The organism is Vibrio sp. Y20_XG_PY13 (assembly GCF_024181925.1).
GTDB lineage: Bacteria > Pseudomonadota > Gammaproteobacteria > Enterobacterales > Vibrionaceae > Vibrio > Vibrio parahaemolyticus.
Window position 1 is genome coordinate 150,108 of the sequence record NZ_JAMZAL010000001.1, and the last position, 16,002, is coordinate 166,109.

Annotated in this window: 13 protein-coding genes; 5 read left to right on the forward strand and 8 right to left on the reverse strand. The window is 47.8% G+C overall.

Annotation, left to right across the window (positions count from 1 at the left end):
• Window positions 1-5: 5 nt before the first annotated feature.
• Entirely contained in the window at window positions 6-554 is a 549-nt protein-coding gene (locus NL646_RS00710) for a sugar O-acetyltransferase (RefSeq protein WP_005499187.1), read from the reverse strand.
• A gap of 338 nt (window positions 555-892) precedes the next feature.
• Between NL646_RS00710 and NL646_RS00715 the strand changes: the two genes are divergently transcribed.
• Complete coding sequence (locus NL646_RS00715; protein ID WP_005463614.1) at window positions 893-1,759, forward strand: mechanosensitive ion channel family protein; 867 nt, start codon at window positions 893-895, stop codon at window positions 1,757-1,759.
• A 98-nt stretch (window positions 1,760-1,857) separates the two neighbouring features.
• Here the strand turns inward: NL646_RS00715 and NL646_RS00720 are convergent, their stop codons facing one another.
• Window positions 1,858-2,184, reverse strand: coding sequence for a DUF1840 domain-containing protein (locus tag NL646_RS00720; RefSeq protein ID WP_005463615.1), 327 nt, complete (start codon window positions 2,182-2,184; stop codon window positions 1,858-1,860).
• A 132-nt stretch (window positions 2,185-2,316) separates the two neighbouring features.
• Between NL646_RS00720 and NL646_RS00725 the strand changes: the two genes are divergently transcribed.
• On the forward strand, window positions 2,317-3,153 hold the full coding sequence (locus tag NL646_RS00725; RefSeq protein ID WP_025790892.1) for a phosphate/phosphite/phosphonate ABC transporter substrate-binding protein: 837 nt from the start codon (window positions 2,317-2,319) through the stop codon (window positions 3,151-3,153).
• An 11-nt stretch (window positions 3,154-3,164) separates the two neighbouring features.
• Entirely contained in the window at window positions 3,165-5,786 is a 2,622-nt protein-coding gene (locus NL646_RS00730) for an ATP-binding protein (protein WP_253663711.1), read from the forward strand.
• Window positions 5,787-5,880: 94 nt separating this feature from the next.
• On the opposite strand, the gene NL646_RS00735 is transcribed toward NL646_RS00730, so the two are convergent.
• From NL646_RS00735 to NL646_RS00760, 6 genes are all read right to left on the reverse strand, one after another.
• Window positions 5,881-6,783, reverse strand: coding sequence for a hydroxymethylglutaryl-CoA lyase (locus tag NL646_RS00735; RefSeq protein WP_253663712.1), 903 nt, complete (start codon window positions 6,781-6,783; stop codon window positions 5,881-5,883).
• Window positions 6,764-8,824: an acetyl/propionyl/methylcrotonyl-CoA carboxylase subunit alpha gene (locus tag NL646_RS00740; protein ID WP_253663713.1), complete on the reverse strand. Its 2,061-nt coding sequence runs from the start codon at window positions 8,822-8,824 to the stop codon at window positions 6,764-6,766. Before NL646_RS00740 ends, NL646_RS00735 begins: the two co-directional genes overlap by 20 nt.
• A complete protein-coding gene (locus NL646_RS00745; RefSeq protein WP_253663714.1) occupies window positions 8,817-9,599 on the reverse strand; it encodes an enoyl-CoA hydratase-related protein in 783 nt (260 codons plus the stop codon). The genes NL646_RS00740 and NL646_RS00745 overlap by 8 nt, the downstream gene beginning before the upstream one ends.
• A gap of 107 nt (window positions 9,600-9,706) precedes the next feature.
• Complete coding sequence (locus NL646_RS00750) at window positions 9,707-11,314, reverse strand: carboxyl transferase domain-containing protein (RefSeq protein ID WP_253663715.1); 1,608 nt, start codon at window positions 11,312-11,314, stop codon at window positions 9,707-9,709.
• A gap of 98 nt (window positions 11,315-11,412) precedes the next feature.
• Entirely contained in the window at window positions 11,413-12,582 is a 1,170-nt protein-coding gene (locus NL646_RS00755; RefSeq protein WP_140258479.1) for an isovaleryl-CoA dehydrogenase, read from the reverse strand.
• A gap of 45 nt (window positions 12,583-12,627) precedes the next feature.
• The gene (locus NL646_RS00760; RefSeq protein ID WP_005373242.1) at window positions 12,628-13,014 is read right to left on the reverse strand and encodes a MerR family DNA-binding transcriptional regulator; all 387 of its coding nucleotides are present in this window, start codon (window positions 13,012-13,014) and stop codon (window positions 12,628-12,630) included.
• Between the two features lie 209 nt (window positions 13,015-13,223).
• Between NL646_RS00760 and NL646_RS00765 the strand changes: the two genes are divergently transcribed.
• Both NL646_RS00765 and NL646_RS00770 read left to right on the forward strand, forming a co-directional pair.
• The gene (locus tag NL646_RS00765; RefSeq protein ID WP_253663716.1) at window positions 13,224-14,402 is read left to right on the forward strand and encodes a thiolase family protein; all 1,179 of its coding nucleotides are present in this window, start codon (window positions 13,224-13,226) and stop codon (window positions 14,400-14,402) included.
• Between the two features lie 63 nt (window positions 14,403-14,465).
• Entirely contained in the window at window positions 14,466-15,959 is a 1,494-nt protein-coding gene (locus NL646_RS00770; RefSeq protein WP_029795697.1) for a CoA-acylating methylmalonate-semialdehyde dehydrogenase, read from the forward strand.
• Window positions 15,960-16,002 lie beyond the last annotated feature (43 nt).

The following is a 16,002-nucleotide window of genomic DNA, read 5'->3' on the forward strand; positions in this document are numbered from 1 at the left end:
TTTCTTCAGTTTTTTGGTTTAATGGAGCGCGCCGGATTTCCAGCAACTCGATCGCCCGGCGCAACGTCTTTGGTTATGACAGAGCCAGCGCCGACGACGGCTTCATCGCCAATGGTCACGCCTGGCAGTATGATTGCGCCCCCACCAATCCAAACGTTATTGCCAATTTTTACCGGTTTGGCGATCTCATCTCCGGCTAAGCGTCTTTGTGTATCGAGTGAATGAGCGGCTGTGTAAATTTGCACTCTAGGCCCAATCATGACGTTCGCGCCAATCTCAACCTGCCCATTGTCCAGAATAATGGCATCCCAGTTGATGTAGGTGTTTTCCCCGATGGACAAGTGACAACCGTAGGTAAGTTGAAGCGGTGGCTCTATACAGGCGCTGTTTTCTAATTGGACGCCCATTTCTGCCAATAGTTGTCTACGGATATCTGGGTTTGGCTCGTGGTTAAATTGGAAGACAAGCTGCGCGGTTTTGGCGCGCATTAGCTTTAGTTCTTCATCCAGACAATTATAGGTTTCTCCAGAGCGCATCCGAGTCAGTTCTGACATAACAATCATTCCATCAATATTATTTGCAATAAGGTGCATAATGATAAGTGAAGGAGATTCGAAGTGAAAATTTGATGCTTAAAAATCAGAAAGTTATCACTGATTTGCCTTGCGTATTCAGTCGGTTGATTGGCTCGTTTAGTACACAAAGACGTACTCCTTAAATGGCTTAATCGTGTTGAAGCCAAAGCGGGAAACCACTCGAAGCGTTTTGCGTAGATTACAATATAGTTAATAAAAAGAACTTAATTGAGCCACTTGCGCTATCGATTGGGCTAAAAATATAAGACTTATGCGCTCTGGCTTGCTGGTAACGATGAATCAAGAGTGAGCACTTTATGTTCGAACGGGTCATTTCATTTTTAGAAACAACGCTGTTTACCTTTAACGAACAACCTATCACGTTGTGGGCGATATTGATGGTGCCGACATGGGTGATTGTCGCTTTATGGTTGTCCAAAATTTTAATCAAAACCGTTACGTCAAGAATGTCTTCATCGGGGAAAGATCCAAACGTCATTCATTTGGTTAAACGGATATTATTTGTCATCGCTCTCGCCATTATTTTTATGACCACACTTTCGATGATCAATGTACCAATTACCGCGTTCGCCTTTCTGTCTGGTGCCATCGCTATCGGCTTCGGTTTTGGTGCACAAAACATCATTAACAACTTCATAAGTGGCTGGATTTTGATTGGTGAAAAGCCAATCCGAATTGGGGACTTTTTAGAGGTCGAGGGCGCCAAAGGCATTGTCGAGCAAATAAATACACGTTCAACGCGAATCAGGCGAACCGATGGCGTTCACATGCTCATTCCCAACAGTCAATTGATTGAGAACGTGGTGATCAACTGGACGTTATGCGACAGATTAGTTCGTGGCTCGGTCGTCGTCGGCGTCGCGTATGGGAGCGATGTCAAACAGGTTGCTGCCTTAATGGCGGAGGTGACTTCGCAGCAAGCGCAAGTTCTGAGTTCGCCAGCTCCAGACGTGTTTTTTCAAGACTTTGGCGATAATGCTTTGATCTTCGAATCTTATTTTTGGATTAACTCAACGGTTGAAGGCGGGATTCGATCGGTCGCAAGTGCCATACGTTTTGAAATCTATGAAGCTTTCGAAAAGCACGGTATTGAAATCGCGTTTCCACAACGAGATGTGCACATTGATGGGGAAATCAAGTTGTCTAGGGAGAGAAACGGATAGGGCGATAAGCGGTGTTGGTGCCCTTATCTTGGCTTCGAGTAGTGAGAGCGAGGCGGTCACAATATGGATTCACCTCGCTAGAAACCAGTTTGAAGGCGTTATTGGTTGTCCCACATGACTTCGCATTCTTCTTTGATTGCTGATTTTAGCAACTCAATCAGTGGAAACGCTCTGCGCCCTAAGCTTACCGCAGGCTCTACTTGTTCTTCCTTTTCGTCTACATCTACATCAGTAGGGAGGTTTTCCTCAGCCGCATTTTTCGCAGATAGAGCAGAAGTTAACTTTGATAGCGCGTCAGGAACATCTTGAGCGGAAATTGACCCCGGCACTGTGCCGCTGTGACCCATCATTTTGATCATCTCTAATGCAATGTCGCCAAACATCGTGACATTTGCGTAGCTACGACAACGAAATGTAATAAGCATGTACTGCTCCTATTTTTAGGTGTTCGTTTGAGTATAAATCCTATCCGAGACATGAGGCAATTTAACGCGTTAATTCGCAATCTTTCAAATAGCTATCTATCTTTAACGGAAGACAAACACAAGGAGGTGATTTTGTTGAATTCTCAATTGCAGAAGCTGACTTGGCTGTTTAAAAGGCGAATTTTTACGTTGCTTATGACGTTATGCATATTGTCGCCTTCCATCTTCGCTCAGCCCTCTCTTGTTTTTGGTGTAGTGCCACAACAATCGGCCACCAAATTAGTTCAACAATGGCAACCCTTACTGCAACGTTGGGGCGAGCTTGCCGGAGTTGAAATCAAATTTGCTACTGCGCGTGATATTCCTACTTTTGAAGCCCGTTTATTGGCTGGAGAATATGACATCGCGTACATGAATCCTTATCACTTTACGCTGGTGAATCAAACTCCGGGTTATACGGCGTTAGCAAGAGCGAAGAACAAGCGTATTACAGGGATTATTGTGGCGAGAAAAGGGCAGTCAGTTACTCTTGATGATCTGCAAGAAGAGACGATTGCTTTTCCGGCTCCGCGCGCGTTTGCGGCTTCCATCATCACGCAATCTGAACTAGAACAGAAAGGCATCAAATTTACGCCCAAATATGTGGGTTCGCACGATTCGGTCTATTTAGGTGTTCTGAAAGGCTTGTATATCGCTGGTGGTGGCGTGAAGCGTACCTTTGAGAGCTTGCCGAGTGAAACCAAAGAACAACTGAGCGTGATTTATACAACCGCAGGTTATACCCCTCATGCCATTGCAGTCTCGAATGAGGTAGATGAAGAGATGGCTTTGGCATTGCGAGCGGCGATCTCACAACTCAATGAGGATCCCAAAGCACAGGAGAGCTTCGCTTTACTCAATATTGATGGATTGCAATTGGCGCAAGACCAAGATTGGCAAGACGTCGTCCAATTGGGCATTTCGAGATAAGTGGGCGCTTTATGACGCTGCGTTCAAAAACGATAATCGGCATTGCACTCATCGAAGCACTTGCGCTCGGTGTACTCATCATCAGCGGCCTCAACTGGTTTAAAAGCTCGAACGAGACCAGTCTCGAAGTTGGTAGCCAGAATTTGGTGAGTGTGTTTGCTCAAGCTTCGAGAGACGCGGTAATCGCAACGGATCTGGCGTACTTAGACAGCTTTGCACGCTCTGTCGTAAGTGAGCACAAGTTGGCTTACATCCGTATCGTCAATCAAGATGGCATCGAACTTACGCTTCAAGGTGATTACACAGGCGTTGACACCAATGTTCGTCCTTTCGATGCAAGCGACGGTGTTTATGACGTGGCGAAAGCAATCACTTTAGGCGATCAGACTTTTGGCGTGGTAGAAATGGGTGTTCACGTCGAGCATGTTCATCAAATGCTTTCGTTTGCGACTCATGCGAGTTTGGTGATTGCCTTTGTCGAAATGTCGCTGGTGGCGTTGTTTTCATTTGCGCTAGGCAGCTACTTGATGAAGCGTCTGGATCTTCTCCGCACTGGGGTAATTAAGGTTTCACAGCAAGGGCCGGGTTCGCAAATTTCTATTTCAGGCAATGATGAAGTCACGCGCGTTGGAGAGGCGTTTAACCAAATGTCGCGCTCTTTAGCGCTAGCGCAAAATAAACTTCAGCAAGAACATCAGACCCAACAGCAGTTATCCGCAAAAATATCGCAGCTTGCCGAGGTGGCGGAACACGCTCGCGATACCATCATCATTACGCATCCTGACGGCACGATTGCTTGGGTAAACTCTGCGTTTGAGCAGTTAACCGAATATTCGTTAGAGGAAGTGGTTGGTAAATCACCGGGCGAACTGCTGCAAGGTGAAGACACCGACGCAAACACCGTCGCGCTGCTCTCGCAAAGTGTTCGCAGCCATTCCCCGGTTAGGGTTGAGATACTCAATTACACCAAGTCGCGGCGCCCATATTGGGTCGAGTTGGAGCTGTCTCCAGTGTTTGATGAAAATGGCGAGCTACTGCGTTTTATTGCGGTAGAACGTGACATCACCGATAGACGCGAGATGGAGAAGCGTTTGTCGTCTGCATTGGATAAATCGAAAAAAGCCACGCAAGCCAAGTCGGAATTTCTGGCGAACATGAGTCATGAGATTCGCACTCCAATGAACGCGATCATGGGGATCAGCGAGATATTGCTTGAGAACGAAAACCGCCGAGAGCCAAGGGAGTTATTGCTCCTGCTGCACAAATCTGCCAATAACCTTGTGACCATCATTAACGACATCCTCGATTACAGCAAAGTCGAAGCAGGCAAGTTGACGCTTGTTGAAGAGGAGTTTGATTTGCGCTCGTTAGTCGAGAGTTGCACGGCATTGTGTGCGTATCAAGCGGATAAAAAGAACCTTAAGTTATTGGTTGATATGCCATTAGCCATGAATACGGTCGTGGTCGGTGATAAAGGTCGGATTAATCAAATCTTACTTAACTTGCTCGGCAATGCAGTGAAATTCACGGATGAAGGTCATGTGCAGCTGAAAGTAAGAGAAAGTGAGCTCGGTTTTGATTTTTCAGTGACCGATACAGGCATTGGAATTCCTGAAGACAGGCTAACTCATATTATGGATAAATTTGAGCAGGTCGATACCTCCGCGACAAGGCGACATGAAGGAACGGGCTTAGGGTTGGCAATCTCAAAACGTTTGATCAGCATGTACAACGGTGAGCTTTGTGTGCACTCGGATTTTGGCAAAGGATCGTGTTTTAGCTTTAGTTTGCAGTTGCCTAAACGAAGTCAGCCTCATTCTGAACCGGTAGAACTGAATGCAAATCGACTATTGTTGATTGATGATTATCTACCGCGCGTGGAACATTTGATGCGCTTAGCTAAAGAGATTGGCATCGAGGTGACTCATAGCAACGATTGGGCTGCGGCGCAGTCTTTGGGCAGAGATTTGGATGATTTTGACCGCATCATCGCGAGCGTGAACAATGCTCAGGATAGAGATGCGCTCTATGAGCTTGATGCGACAGAATCAGCCGCCAAACGGGTACTGTTTCTCGCCCCTTGTGTGATGGAGGAAGGGCTGGCATGGTCGTGCGAACGGGATCGTTTACTGCCGCAACCTGTCACGCAGCATAAACTGCAAACCCTGTACTCTAGCAAAATACAAAAGCGTCGAGCGCTTTCCTCACAAGACAATCCAGATTTTTCTAATTTGCACCTTTTGGTTGCAGAAGACAGCCATATCAACCGAATCTTGATTGAAAAAATGTTGCAAGACACCGGTGTGAAACTGACGTTGGCGGAAGATGGTGTCGAGGCCGTTGAACTCTACAAGCAGCTTTCCCCTGATTTGGTGATTACCGATATTTCTATGCCAAACAAAGATGGTTTTGGTGTGACAAAAGACATTCGTGAGTTACAGGAAAACGGTGAGTTTCCTTGGTGTCCAATCGTGGCGTTTTCTGCTCACGCGATGCAAGAAGAGCAGCAAAAAAGTATTGCACTAGGGATGAATGATTACCTGACGAAGCCAGTTCAGAAAAGCGATTTACTCGATATGATTGCGAAGTGGGGACGGCATACTCAAATGGCTGAAAAGCACGCCTCTGGTTAGTGCTTTTGTGAATCGTATTTGGCCCTAATAAAACGGGCATGTTGTTACGCATGCCCGTTTGTATTTATTGGTTGCTTATCGCGGATGGAGTCTTTTACAAGCAGTGCGGATCACCCAGAGCGAGTGCTACTTTGGAAAACGGACGTTTACCTAACGCACGGCAAATTTGCCAACCCGCTTCATTGATAATGTTGAGATCAATCCCCGTTTCAATGCCAAGCTGTTCACACAGATAAAGCACATCTTCCGTTGCAACATTGCCACTGGCCCCCTTTGCATAAGGGCAGCCGCCCAAACCAGCTACAGCGCCGTCAATGGTGTTGATGCCCATTAACAAGGCTTGGTAAATATTGGCTAGTGCTTGCCCGTAGGTGTCGTGGAAGTGCACTGCTAACGCGTCTTTCGGCAGTTGCGTTAACAGCGAATCCAGCATGGCAATGACGCGATTAGGCGTTGCCTTACCGACAGTATCGCCCAGAGATATTTCATAACATCCCATATCAAACAACGTATTGGCGACCGAAGTGGTTTGCTCTGGCTTCATTTCTCCCTCATAAGGGCACACCATGGTGCAAGACAAATATCCGCGCACAGGTATGTTATGGTGCTTTGCGAGTTCGATAACCGGTTCAAAGCGAGAGAGGCTTTCGGCAATACTGCAGTTGATGTTTTTCTGGCTGAACGCTTCTGAAGCGGAGCCAAATACCGCAATTTGCTTTACACCGCTTTCCAGCGCACGTTCTAACCCTGCGAGATTTGGTGTGAGCGCGCTATAAACCACGTTTGGCTTTTGCGTGATACCAGCAAACACCTGATCGGAATCGGCCATTTGAGGTACCCATTTCGGCGAGACGAAAGAGCCTGCTTCAATGTGCTCTAAGCCACTGTTGCTTAGCAGATTAATCAACCGGATTTTATCAACCAGCGTCACTGCCGTTTCATTCTGCAAGCCATCACGCGCGCCGACTTCGACGATATTAACCTTCGCTGGTAGCATATTCGTGCTCCTTATCTTCACAGACATTATCGGGTGCAGAAATTAAATGCAGCAGGATGGAACCGTGCTGTACTTGGTCTCCATGTTGATAAAACACTTCATCAACGGTCGCTGCTACCGGAGCGGTAATGGTGTATTCCATCTTCATCGCTTCGAGTACTAACAGCGGATCGCCAGCCGCTACTTTGTCTCCCTTATTTACCATGACCGCCGAGATCACGCCGTTCAGTGGTGCGGTTGGACTAAGTTCGTCGTCTTTGCCTTTTGGTGATTCAAAATTGGGTTGATGAGCGAACGTACGTTGCTGACCAAGATAAAACACGGTTGTCTTTTGTTCGTCGTTGAGCGCGTTAAAGGTGTAACGCACATTATCAATATCGACGATAAACTGGTTGCCACTTTCAAGCAGGATGACCTGATGCAGCTCCTCACCGCATCGGACAGTTATGTGATTAAGGTGCAGAGCCCCTGTTTCTTGCGATGATTGTTGCAAGCGTACTTGATGGTTGGCATTGGCATCCGTGAAGTTAAATCGATAAACGTTGTCAACTGATAGCCTAAAACCTTGCGTGGTTGGAGAGGGTAACGTTGAGCTGCCTGATTTTGAAGTGAGATCATTCCAGCGAGCAACCGCCGCCAACGTTAGCCAGATAGAATCCGACACGTTTTGCTGCTCACTTATGCCTTGCTGGTGTGTGACGAGGAAACCTGTATCAAGCTCAATCTCGGCAAAGGCTGGCTGCGAAATAATGCTATGCAGATAACCGATGTTTGTCGTTACTCCACGTACGTGGTATTGAGTCAACGCCTGTTTAAGCTGTTTTAGGGCGATATCACGAGTTTGACCCCAGACGATCAGTTTGCTGATCATCGGATCGTAGTATTCGCTGATGGTATCGCCTTGGGTAACACCACTATCAACGCGTACACACGCTAGGCGCACATTGCTGTCTGATACGGGTTCTTTTAAGTAATCAATGCGGCCAGTCGACGGCATAAAGTCGTTGTCGGCATCTTCGGCGTAAATTCGCAGCTCGATTGAGTGACCGTTATGAGTGATTTCAGATTGCGAGATCGGTAAATGCTCGCCAGCCGCAACTTTGAATTGCCATTCAACCAAATCAACGCCGGTGATCAATTCAGTGACAGGGTGTTCAACTTGCAGACGGGTATTCATCTCCATGAAGTAGAATTGACCGTGGCTATCGAGCAAGAATTCAACCGTACCAGCGCCAACATAATCGATCGCTTGAGCGGCCTGAACTGCGGCTTCACCCATTTGTTTTCGCAGTTCATCACTAAGACCGGGGGCAGGTGCTTCTTCCACAACTTTTTGGTGACGACGTTGAATGGAACAATCGCGATCAGACAGATAAACACAGTTGCCATGTTGGTCAGCAAATACCTGAACTTCAACGTGGCGAGGCTGCAATATGCATTTTTCGACAAGAAGCTGCTTATCGCCAAAGCTTGAAAGTGCTTCACGCTGCGCACCGTCGATGGCCAAGGGCATTTCGGCTGCGCTATTGACCACTCGCATGCCTTTACCACCGCCACCTTGAGTCGCTTTTAGCATCACCGGATAACCAATTTTGTCCGCTTCCGCTAATAAGTGCTCTACGCTGTTGTCTGTGCCGTGATAGCCGGGAACCAATGGTACGTTCGCCTCTGACATGATGGCTTTGGCTTGCGACTTCGAACCCATTGCTTCAATTGCGCTGGTGGGAGGGCCGATAAAAACAATACCATTTTCGCTGCACGCTTTGGCTAGTTTCGGGTTCTCGGAGAGAAAACCATACCCAGGATGGATAGCATCGGCTTGCCATTTTTTCGCCGCGTCGATAATCGCATCGATATCGAGATACGATTCACTCGCCGGAGCAGGGCCGATAAACTCGGCGAAATCCGCCTGTTTTACATGTAAGCTGCTGCGATCCGCTTCGGAATAGACGGCAACCGTCTCGATAGCCATGCTTTTTGCGGTTTTAATGATTCGGCATGCAATTTCACCACGATTTGCGATCAGTATTCTTTTAAACATGATTCCTCCAATTGGCGGCGCGCTTTTCGAAAAATGCACTCAGTCCTTCTTGCCCTTCACTGGACACGCGGGCGGTTGCAATGGCTTGGCTGGTGTATTCAATTAATGAGTGATCGATAGGTTGATTGTCACAACGTAAGCAGAGTGCTTTTGCTGCCTGCATGGCTTGCGGACCATTATTAAGCAGGTGATCAATGATGCGGTTGACGGCTTCTCGTGGCTGAGAGTCGGTCTGGTGAAGAATGTTCATCGATAGCGCGGTTTCGGCATCAATCAACTCGGCAGTTAAAAAGTAGCGTCGGCTTTGGCGTTGTCCAATTGCTCGGATCACGTAGGGGCCGATGGTCGCGGGCAATAAGCCGAGTTTCACTTCACTCAAACAGAAGCGGCTTTCAGGTGTGCCGATACCGATATCGCAGCAGCAGATAAGCCCCAGTGCACCACCAAATGCAGCGCCATGCACCATAGCAATGGTTGGTTTGCTAAAGGTATCCAGCGTATGCAAAAGTTTTGCTAGTTGCTGTGCATCTTGAAGGTTTTCACTCTCGGTTTTGGTGGCCATTGACTGCATCCAGCCGAGATCCGCACCCGCAGAAAAGTGTTTTCCCTGTGCAGTTAACACCAGTGCACGGAGAGAATCTTCCTTTTCGAGTTGTTCTAGTGTCTCAATCAGTGAAGCAATCAATTCGTCATTAAACGCGTTGTGTTTTTCTGGTCGATTGAGGCTCAACCAGGCAACGCCATTGCTGTCTTTTTCAAGCAGTAGTCCGGTCATGTGACTTCCTTTGTCTGACATTTCAGTCTGATATTCCAATGCTCGCTAATCAGCATTTGATTCGTCATTGCTAGGTAGCGAAGAGTTAAGGTTTGCCTTGTATCTGGCTACATGCGGAAAATGCCAAATTTGCTGTCTGGTATTGGAGCATTAAGCGCAGCAGACAGAGCTATACCGACAACATCGCGTGTTTTCGCCGGATCAATAATCCCGTCGTCCCACAGGCGGGCACTGGCGTAATAAGCGTGGCTTTGGACTTGATATTGCTCCGCAATTGGACGTTTGAACGCTTCTTCTTCCTCTACGCTCCAGCTTTCACCTTTGCGAGTTTTGATATCGCGGGTCACTTGCGCCATCACGCCAGCCGCTTGCTCTCCACCCATTACGGAGATGCGCGCGTTTGGCCACATCCACATCATGGTTGGATCATAAGCTCGGCCACACATGCCGTAGTTCCCTGCGCCATACGAGCCACCAATAACCACGGTAAACTTCGGCACGTCTGCACACGCAACAGCAGTTACCATTTTCGCACCATGTTTGGCGATGCCTTCGGCTTCGTACTTCTGACCGACCATAAAGCCCGTTATGTTCTGGAAGAAAAGCAGAGGAATTTTGCGTTGTGCGCACAGCTCAATAAAATGCGCGCCTTTCTGCGCCGACTCTGAGAATAGAATGCCGTTGTTAGCGACGATGCCAATCGGCATACCGTGAATATGGGCAAAGCCACAGACTAAGGTTTCACCAAATAGCGCTTTAAATTCATCGAACTGCGAATCATCAACAATTCGGGCAATCACTTCTTTTACATCAAACGGCTTTTTAAGATCGGTTCCGACGATGCCGTACAGTTCTTGTGCAGGAAAGCGTGGTTCCTGTGGTGCCTTTTGCTTGAGTTGGACGGGTTTCAAGTGGTTGATTTGTGAAACCGCTTGTCTTGCCAGCTCTAATGCATGGTGGTCGTTTTCTGCGTAATAGTCCGCCACACCAGATGTACGGCAGTGAACGTCTGCGCCGCCAAGATCTTCCGCACTGACTTCTTCGCCTGTTGCTGCTTTTACCAGAGGAGGGCCCGCTAAGAAGATCGTGCCTTGTTCTTTTACGATGATGGAAACATCGCACATGGCAGGAACATAAGCACCGCCAGCGGTACACAGCCCCATCACCACAGCAATTTGTGGGATGCCTTTGGCCGACATACGGGCTTGGTTATAGAAAATACGGCCAAAATGGTCTTTGTCTGGGAAGACTTCATCTTGGCGGGGTAGGTTAGCACCGCCAGAGTCGACTAAGTAAACACACGGCAGTTGGCATTTTTCTGCAATTTCCTGTGCACGTAAGTGTTTTTTCACCGTAAGTGGGTAGTAACTGCCGCCTTTTACCGTCACGTCGTTAGCGACGATCATGCACTCAGTGCCGTCTACCACACCCACACCTGCAACCACTCCGGCGCATGGAACGTAATCAGGATACACATCCCAGCCAGCAAACTGACCGATTTCTAAAAAAGATGAACCGGGGTCTAGTAGGGCAAGAATGCGCTCACGTACCGGAAGTTTGCCTTTCTTCTGCTGATGTTCTCTAGCTTTTTCACCGCCACCATCTTCTATTTGGGCAGTCACGGTATAAAGTTGATCTACAAGCGAAGCCATAGAGCGGTAGTTTTCCTGATACTGCTCTGAATGGGTATTAATATTGGTCGTCAAACAAGCCATAAATAGCCGATCTCCATTCGGTAGACGGGTGACAAACCCCGTCTTTATTTAGGTTGAATAAGGAAGTTGTTTCGAGTTAGAACGCCTAGGTATGTTGATTAGGCGCTTTCGTTAAACAATTCGCGACCAATAAGCATGCGGCGAATTTCTGAAGTGCCCGCACCGATTTCATACAGCTTGGCATCGCGTAGCAAACGACCTGTATCAAACTCATTGATATAGCCATTACCGCCAAGTAACTGAATGGCATCCAATGCCATCTTGGTTGCCAGCTCAGCGCTGTAGAGGATCGCACCAGCAGAGTCTTTACGTGTGGTTTCACCACGATCACAAGCGGCAGCGACGGCGTAAACGTAGGCTTTTGCGGCATTCATTTGCGTGTACATATCGGCGATTTTTGCTTGAACAAGCTGGAATTCACCGATGGATTTGCCAAATTGTTTGCGGTCATGGATATAAGGCACAACGATGTCCATACATGCTTGCATAATGCCAAGCGGGCCACCGGCAAGCACCACTCGCTCGTAGTCCAAACCGCTCATCAACACTTTCACACCTTGGTTTTCTTCGCCGAGAATATTTTCCGCAGGGACTTCGCAGTTTTGGAAGACCAGCTCACACGTATTCGAGCCGCGCATGCCCAACTTGTCGAGTTTTTGTGCTTGAGTAAATCCAGGGAATCCGCGTTCTACGATAAAGGCCGTGATGCCTTTAGAATGCTGGCTTGGGTCGGTTTTGGCGTAGACAACATAGGTGTGTGCATCTGGGCCGTTGGTGATCCACATTTTGTTGCCATTTAGCAGGAAAATATCGCCTTTACGTTCGGCTTTGAGCTGCATGGATACCACATCGGAACCTGCGCCAGGCTCGCTCATTGCTAGCGCACCAATATGTTCGCCAGAGATGAGCTTAGGTAGGTATTTCTCTTTTTGCGCTTGTGTGCCGTTGCGGTGGATTTGGTTGACACAAAGATTGGAGTGAGCGCCGTAACTTAATGCGACCGAGGCGGAAGCTCGGCTGATCTCTTCCATGGCCATAACGTGGGCGAGATAGCCCATGCCTGCACCACCAAACTCTTCGCTGGTGGTCACACCTAAAAGACCCATATCACCCAGTTTGGACCAAAGATGGTTTGGAAAGTCGTTAGTTTGGTCGATAGATTGCGCTAGCGGCGCAATTTCTCTTGCAGCAAAACTATTGATTTGCTCGCGAAGCAAATCGGTATTTTCGTCATAAACAAAGTTCAGGGAAGAGTAGGTAGATTTCATTGCGTGTCCTTGCCTTTACGTCACCTACATCCCAGAGTTGAGGTGTCAGGTGACTTTTTCGCCTTTCATGGATCTCAGTGTGTTTTGGCATCGCAACTGTGCCGCATTTAACTCCATCATTACCGCTTGAATGTCGTTTGCTTGCTGTTGCAATGCTGCCTTCTTCTCTTCGATCAACCGAATCATATAGTTCAACTGCTCAGTACTTTGATCGGTATCGTAGAGTTCAAATAACTCTTTGATATCTGCAAGAGAAAAGCCCAATCGCTTACCTCGCAAAATCAGTTTTAGTCGAATTCGATCGCGACCATTGTAGATTCGAGTGTTGCCTTTACGTTCTGGAGTTAGGAGACCTAAATCTTCGTAGAAGCGAATACTTCGGGTAGTAATGTCGAACTCTTTCGCGAGCTCGCTGATCTTAAATGTGTTCATTCCTTAACCTTACGACTTTCGTATAACATTCATACGAATATACAATTCGTTAACGTTAAAGTAAACAAACAACACCCACTCTTGAGCCTTGATATCACTCGCATTTACTCGAAATAAAAGAATCACTCGAACAAACAATAACCGCAAACTTGACGTTAACGTAAATGTTAGTATAGTTATGACGTAAACGTCAATAAAAGGTTAATGGAATGAAAAATGAAACATGGATTGTTGCCGCTAAGCGAACGCCTATCGGCTCTTTTCAAGGTGCATTAGCTTCAACAGATGTCACGGAACTCGGTGCGAAAGCCATTCAGGGCGCTTTAGCAGAAAGTCAGCTTGATGCAGACAAAATAGATGAAGTACTGATGGGCTGTGTTCTGCCAGCTGGTGTGGGGCAAGCCCCTGCAAGACAAGCAAGTCTTAAAGCTGAAATGCCACAATCGATTGGTTGTACGACACTGAACAAAGTTTGTGGATCGGGTATGAAAACCGTCATGCTGGCATATGACCTTATTCAATCTGGCAATGCGCATGCTGTCATCGCTGGTGGCATGGAAAACATGTCGTCTTCTCCTTATCTATTAAAGAAAGCGCGTGATGGTTTCCGTTTAGGTCACGAGCAAGTGCTTGATCACATGTTTTATGACGGTTTGCAGGATGCCTACCAAGGCGAGCTGATGGGTGTCTTTGCAGAACAGACGGCGCAAAAGTATCAGTTCAGCCGTGAAAGTATGGATTCCTGGGCGCAGCAGTCGGTGACTCGTGCGCAGCAAGCAATCGAACAAGGTTTGTTCAAAGAAGAGATCGTGCCTGTTAACGTAAAAAGTCGACGTGGTGACACCTTGGTTGTAGACGATGAGCAACCGAGTAAACTCGACGTCGCTAAAATTCCTACCTTACGTCCTGCGTTTGCTAAAGATGGCGGCGTAACGGCGGCAAATTCCAGTTCTATTTCCGATGGTGCATCGGCAATGGTATTGGTTGACAGTGAATTTGGCCGTCAGGAAAACCTTCAACCTCTAGCCAAAATTGTCGCGTACAGCACGCATGCAAGACAGCCTGATGAGTTCACCATCGCCCCCGTCTTCGCAATTGAAACGCTGTTGGAAAAAACGGGCTGGGACAAATCAGACGTGGACCTTTGGGAAATCAATGAAGCCTTTGCTGTTGTGACTCAATACGCGGTGAAGGCACTCGAACTGGACGAGAGCAAAGTGAACCCTCGCGGCGGTGCATGTGCTTTAGGCCACCCCATTGGTGCAAGTGGTAACCGAATCCTCGTTACTTTGATTCACGCTCTTAAACAAACAGGCGGTAAACGTGGCGTTGCATCGCTTTGTATTGGTGGCGGCGAGGCTACCGCAATCGCGATTGAAATCTGCTAAATCATTCTCAACTCAACTACTCACAGTAGTCAGTGAAACGCTGAAAAATACAAGGATGTCATCATGACAGAACAAGTAAAGCAGTATATCGGTGGTGAATTCGCCATCTCCGACTCAAAACAATGGCTAGATGTAACCAACCCGGCAACCAACGAAGTGATTGCGCAAGTACCTTGTGCCACGGAATCGGAAATGAATGCGGCGATCGCCAGCGCAACAGAAACATTCAAGCGTTGGAAAGAAGTTGCAGCGCCGGAGCGTGCGAGATTGATGCTGCGCTATCAACACTTGCTAAAAGAGCAACACGATGAGTTGGCGATACTGCTTTCAAGTGAGACAGGTAAAACTCTAGCGGATGCAAAAGGTGATGTTTGGCGCGGAATTGAGGTTGTAGAACAAGCGGCGAACATTTGTAGCTCAATGATGGGTGAAACGGTGGAAAACGTTGCGACCAATATTGATGGTTACTCTTACATTCAACCGCTCGGCGTTTGTGCTGGCATTACACCGTTTAACTTCCCTGCGATGATCCCATTGTGGATGTTCCCGATGGCGATAGCTTGTGGCAACACCTTTATTTTGAAGCCGTCAGAGCAAGTGCCATTAACGGCAATGAAACTGGCGGAGCTGTTTGAACAAGCAGGCGCACCAAAAGGCGTATTGCAAATTGTTCACGGCACCAAAGAGCAAGTCGACCGCATTCTGACTGATCCAGTCGTTCGTGCGATCTCTTTTGTTGGTTCTGTGCCAGTTGGTGAGTACATCTACAAAACGGGTACGGACAACCTAAAACGCGTGCAGTCGTTTGCGGGTGCGAAGAACCACATGGTCATCATGCCAGATGCAAACAAACAGCAAGTGATTAATAACTTGGTTGGCGCGTCCGTCGGTGCCGCAGGTCAGCGTTGTATGGCGATTTCGGTGGCAGTATTTGTCGGCGAAACTAAAGAATGGATTCCAGAGCTTAAAGAGGCGTTAGCTCAAGTACAGCCTGGCGCGTGGGATGATGAAACTGCCGGTTATGGCCCGTTGATTAGCCCTCAAGCGAAGCAGCGCGTGGTGAATCTGATTAATGAAGGCAAAGCGTCAGGCGCGAACTGTGTTCTGGATGGGACAGATTGCCAAGTACCTGGCTTCCCGAACGGTAACTGGGTCGGTCCAACACTGTTTACCAACGTGACCACAGACATGTCGATTTATCAGGAAGAGATTTTTGGCCCAGTGCTGCTGACAATGGAAGTCGACAATTTAGATGAGGCAATTGAGCTGATCAATGCAAACCGTTTCGGTAATGGTACGTCTATTTTCACAGCGAATGGCGCAGCCGCGAGAAAGTATCAGCACAATATCGAAGTGGGTAACGTGGGTATCAACGTGCCGATTCCGGTGCCTTTGCCGTTCTTCTCATTTACGGGTTGGAAAGGCAGCTTCTACGGCGATCTGCATGCTTACGGCAAACAAGCGGTTCGCTTCTACACCGAAACGAAAACCGTCACCGCGCGTTGGTTTGAAGATGACATTCCAAGCGGTCCAAACATGACTATCCAACTTAGCTAATTACTGGATTGGCGATACCTCTAGCCAAGCCCTCCGTTTAAGT

Excerpts from the sequence above, each read along its gene's own strand:
- NL646_RS00710 (WP_005499187.1), bottom strand. The coding sequence starts at position 554 with ATGTCAGAACTGACTCGGATGCGCTCTGGAGAAACCTATAATTGTCTG.
- NL646_RS00715 (WP_005463614.1), top strand. The coding sequence starts at position 893 with ATGTTCGAACGGGTCATTTCATTTTTAGAAACAACGCTGTTTACCTTT.
- NL646_RS00720 (WP_005463615.1), bottom strand. The coding sequence starts at position 2,184 with ATGCTTATTACATTTCGTTGTCGTAGCTACGCAAATGTCACGATGTTT.
- NL646_RS00730 (WP_253663711.1), top strand. The coding sequence starts at position 3,165 with ATGACGCTGCGTTCAAAAACGATAATCGGCATTGCACTCATCGAAGCA.
- NL646_RS00735 (WP_253663712.1), bottom strand. The coding sequence starts at position 6,783 with ATGCTACCAGCGAAGGTTAATATCGTCGAAGTCGGCGCGCGTGATGGC.
- NL646_RS00740 (WP_253663713.1), bottom strand. The coding sequence starts at position 8,824 with ATGTTTAAAAGAATACTGATCGCAAATCGTGGTGAAATTGCATGCCGA.
- NL646_RS00745 (WP_253663714.1), bottom strand. The coding sequence starts at position 9,599 with ATGACCGGACTACTGCTTGAAAAAGACAGCAATGGCGTTGCCTGGTTG.
- NL646_RS00750 (WP_253663715.1), bottom strand. The coding sequence starts at position 11,314 with ATGGCTTGTTTGACGACCAATATTAATACCCATTCAGAGCAGTATCAG.
- NL646_RS00755 (WP_140258479.1), bottom strand. The coding sequence starts at position 12,582 with ATGAAATCTACCTACTCTTCCCTGAACTTTGTTTATGACGAAAATACC.
- NL646_RS00760 (WP_005373242.1), bottom strand. The coding sequence starts at position 13,014 with ATGAACACATTTAAGATCAGCGAGCTCGCGAAAGAGTTCGACATTACT.
- NL646_RS00765 (WP_253663716.1), top strand. The coding sequence starts at position 13,224 with ATGAAAAATGAAACATGGATTGTTGCCGCTAAGCGAACGCCTATCGGC.
- NL646_RS00770 (WP_029795697.1), top strand. The coding sequence starts at position 14,466 with ATGACAGAACAAGTAAAGCAGTATATCGGTGGTGAATTCGCCATCTCC.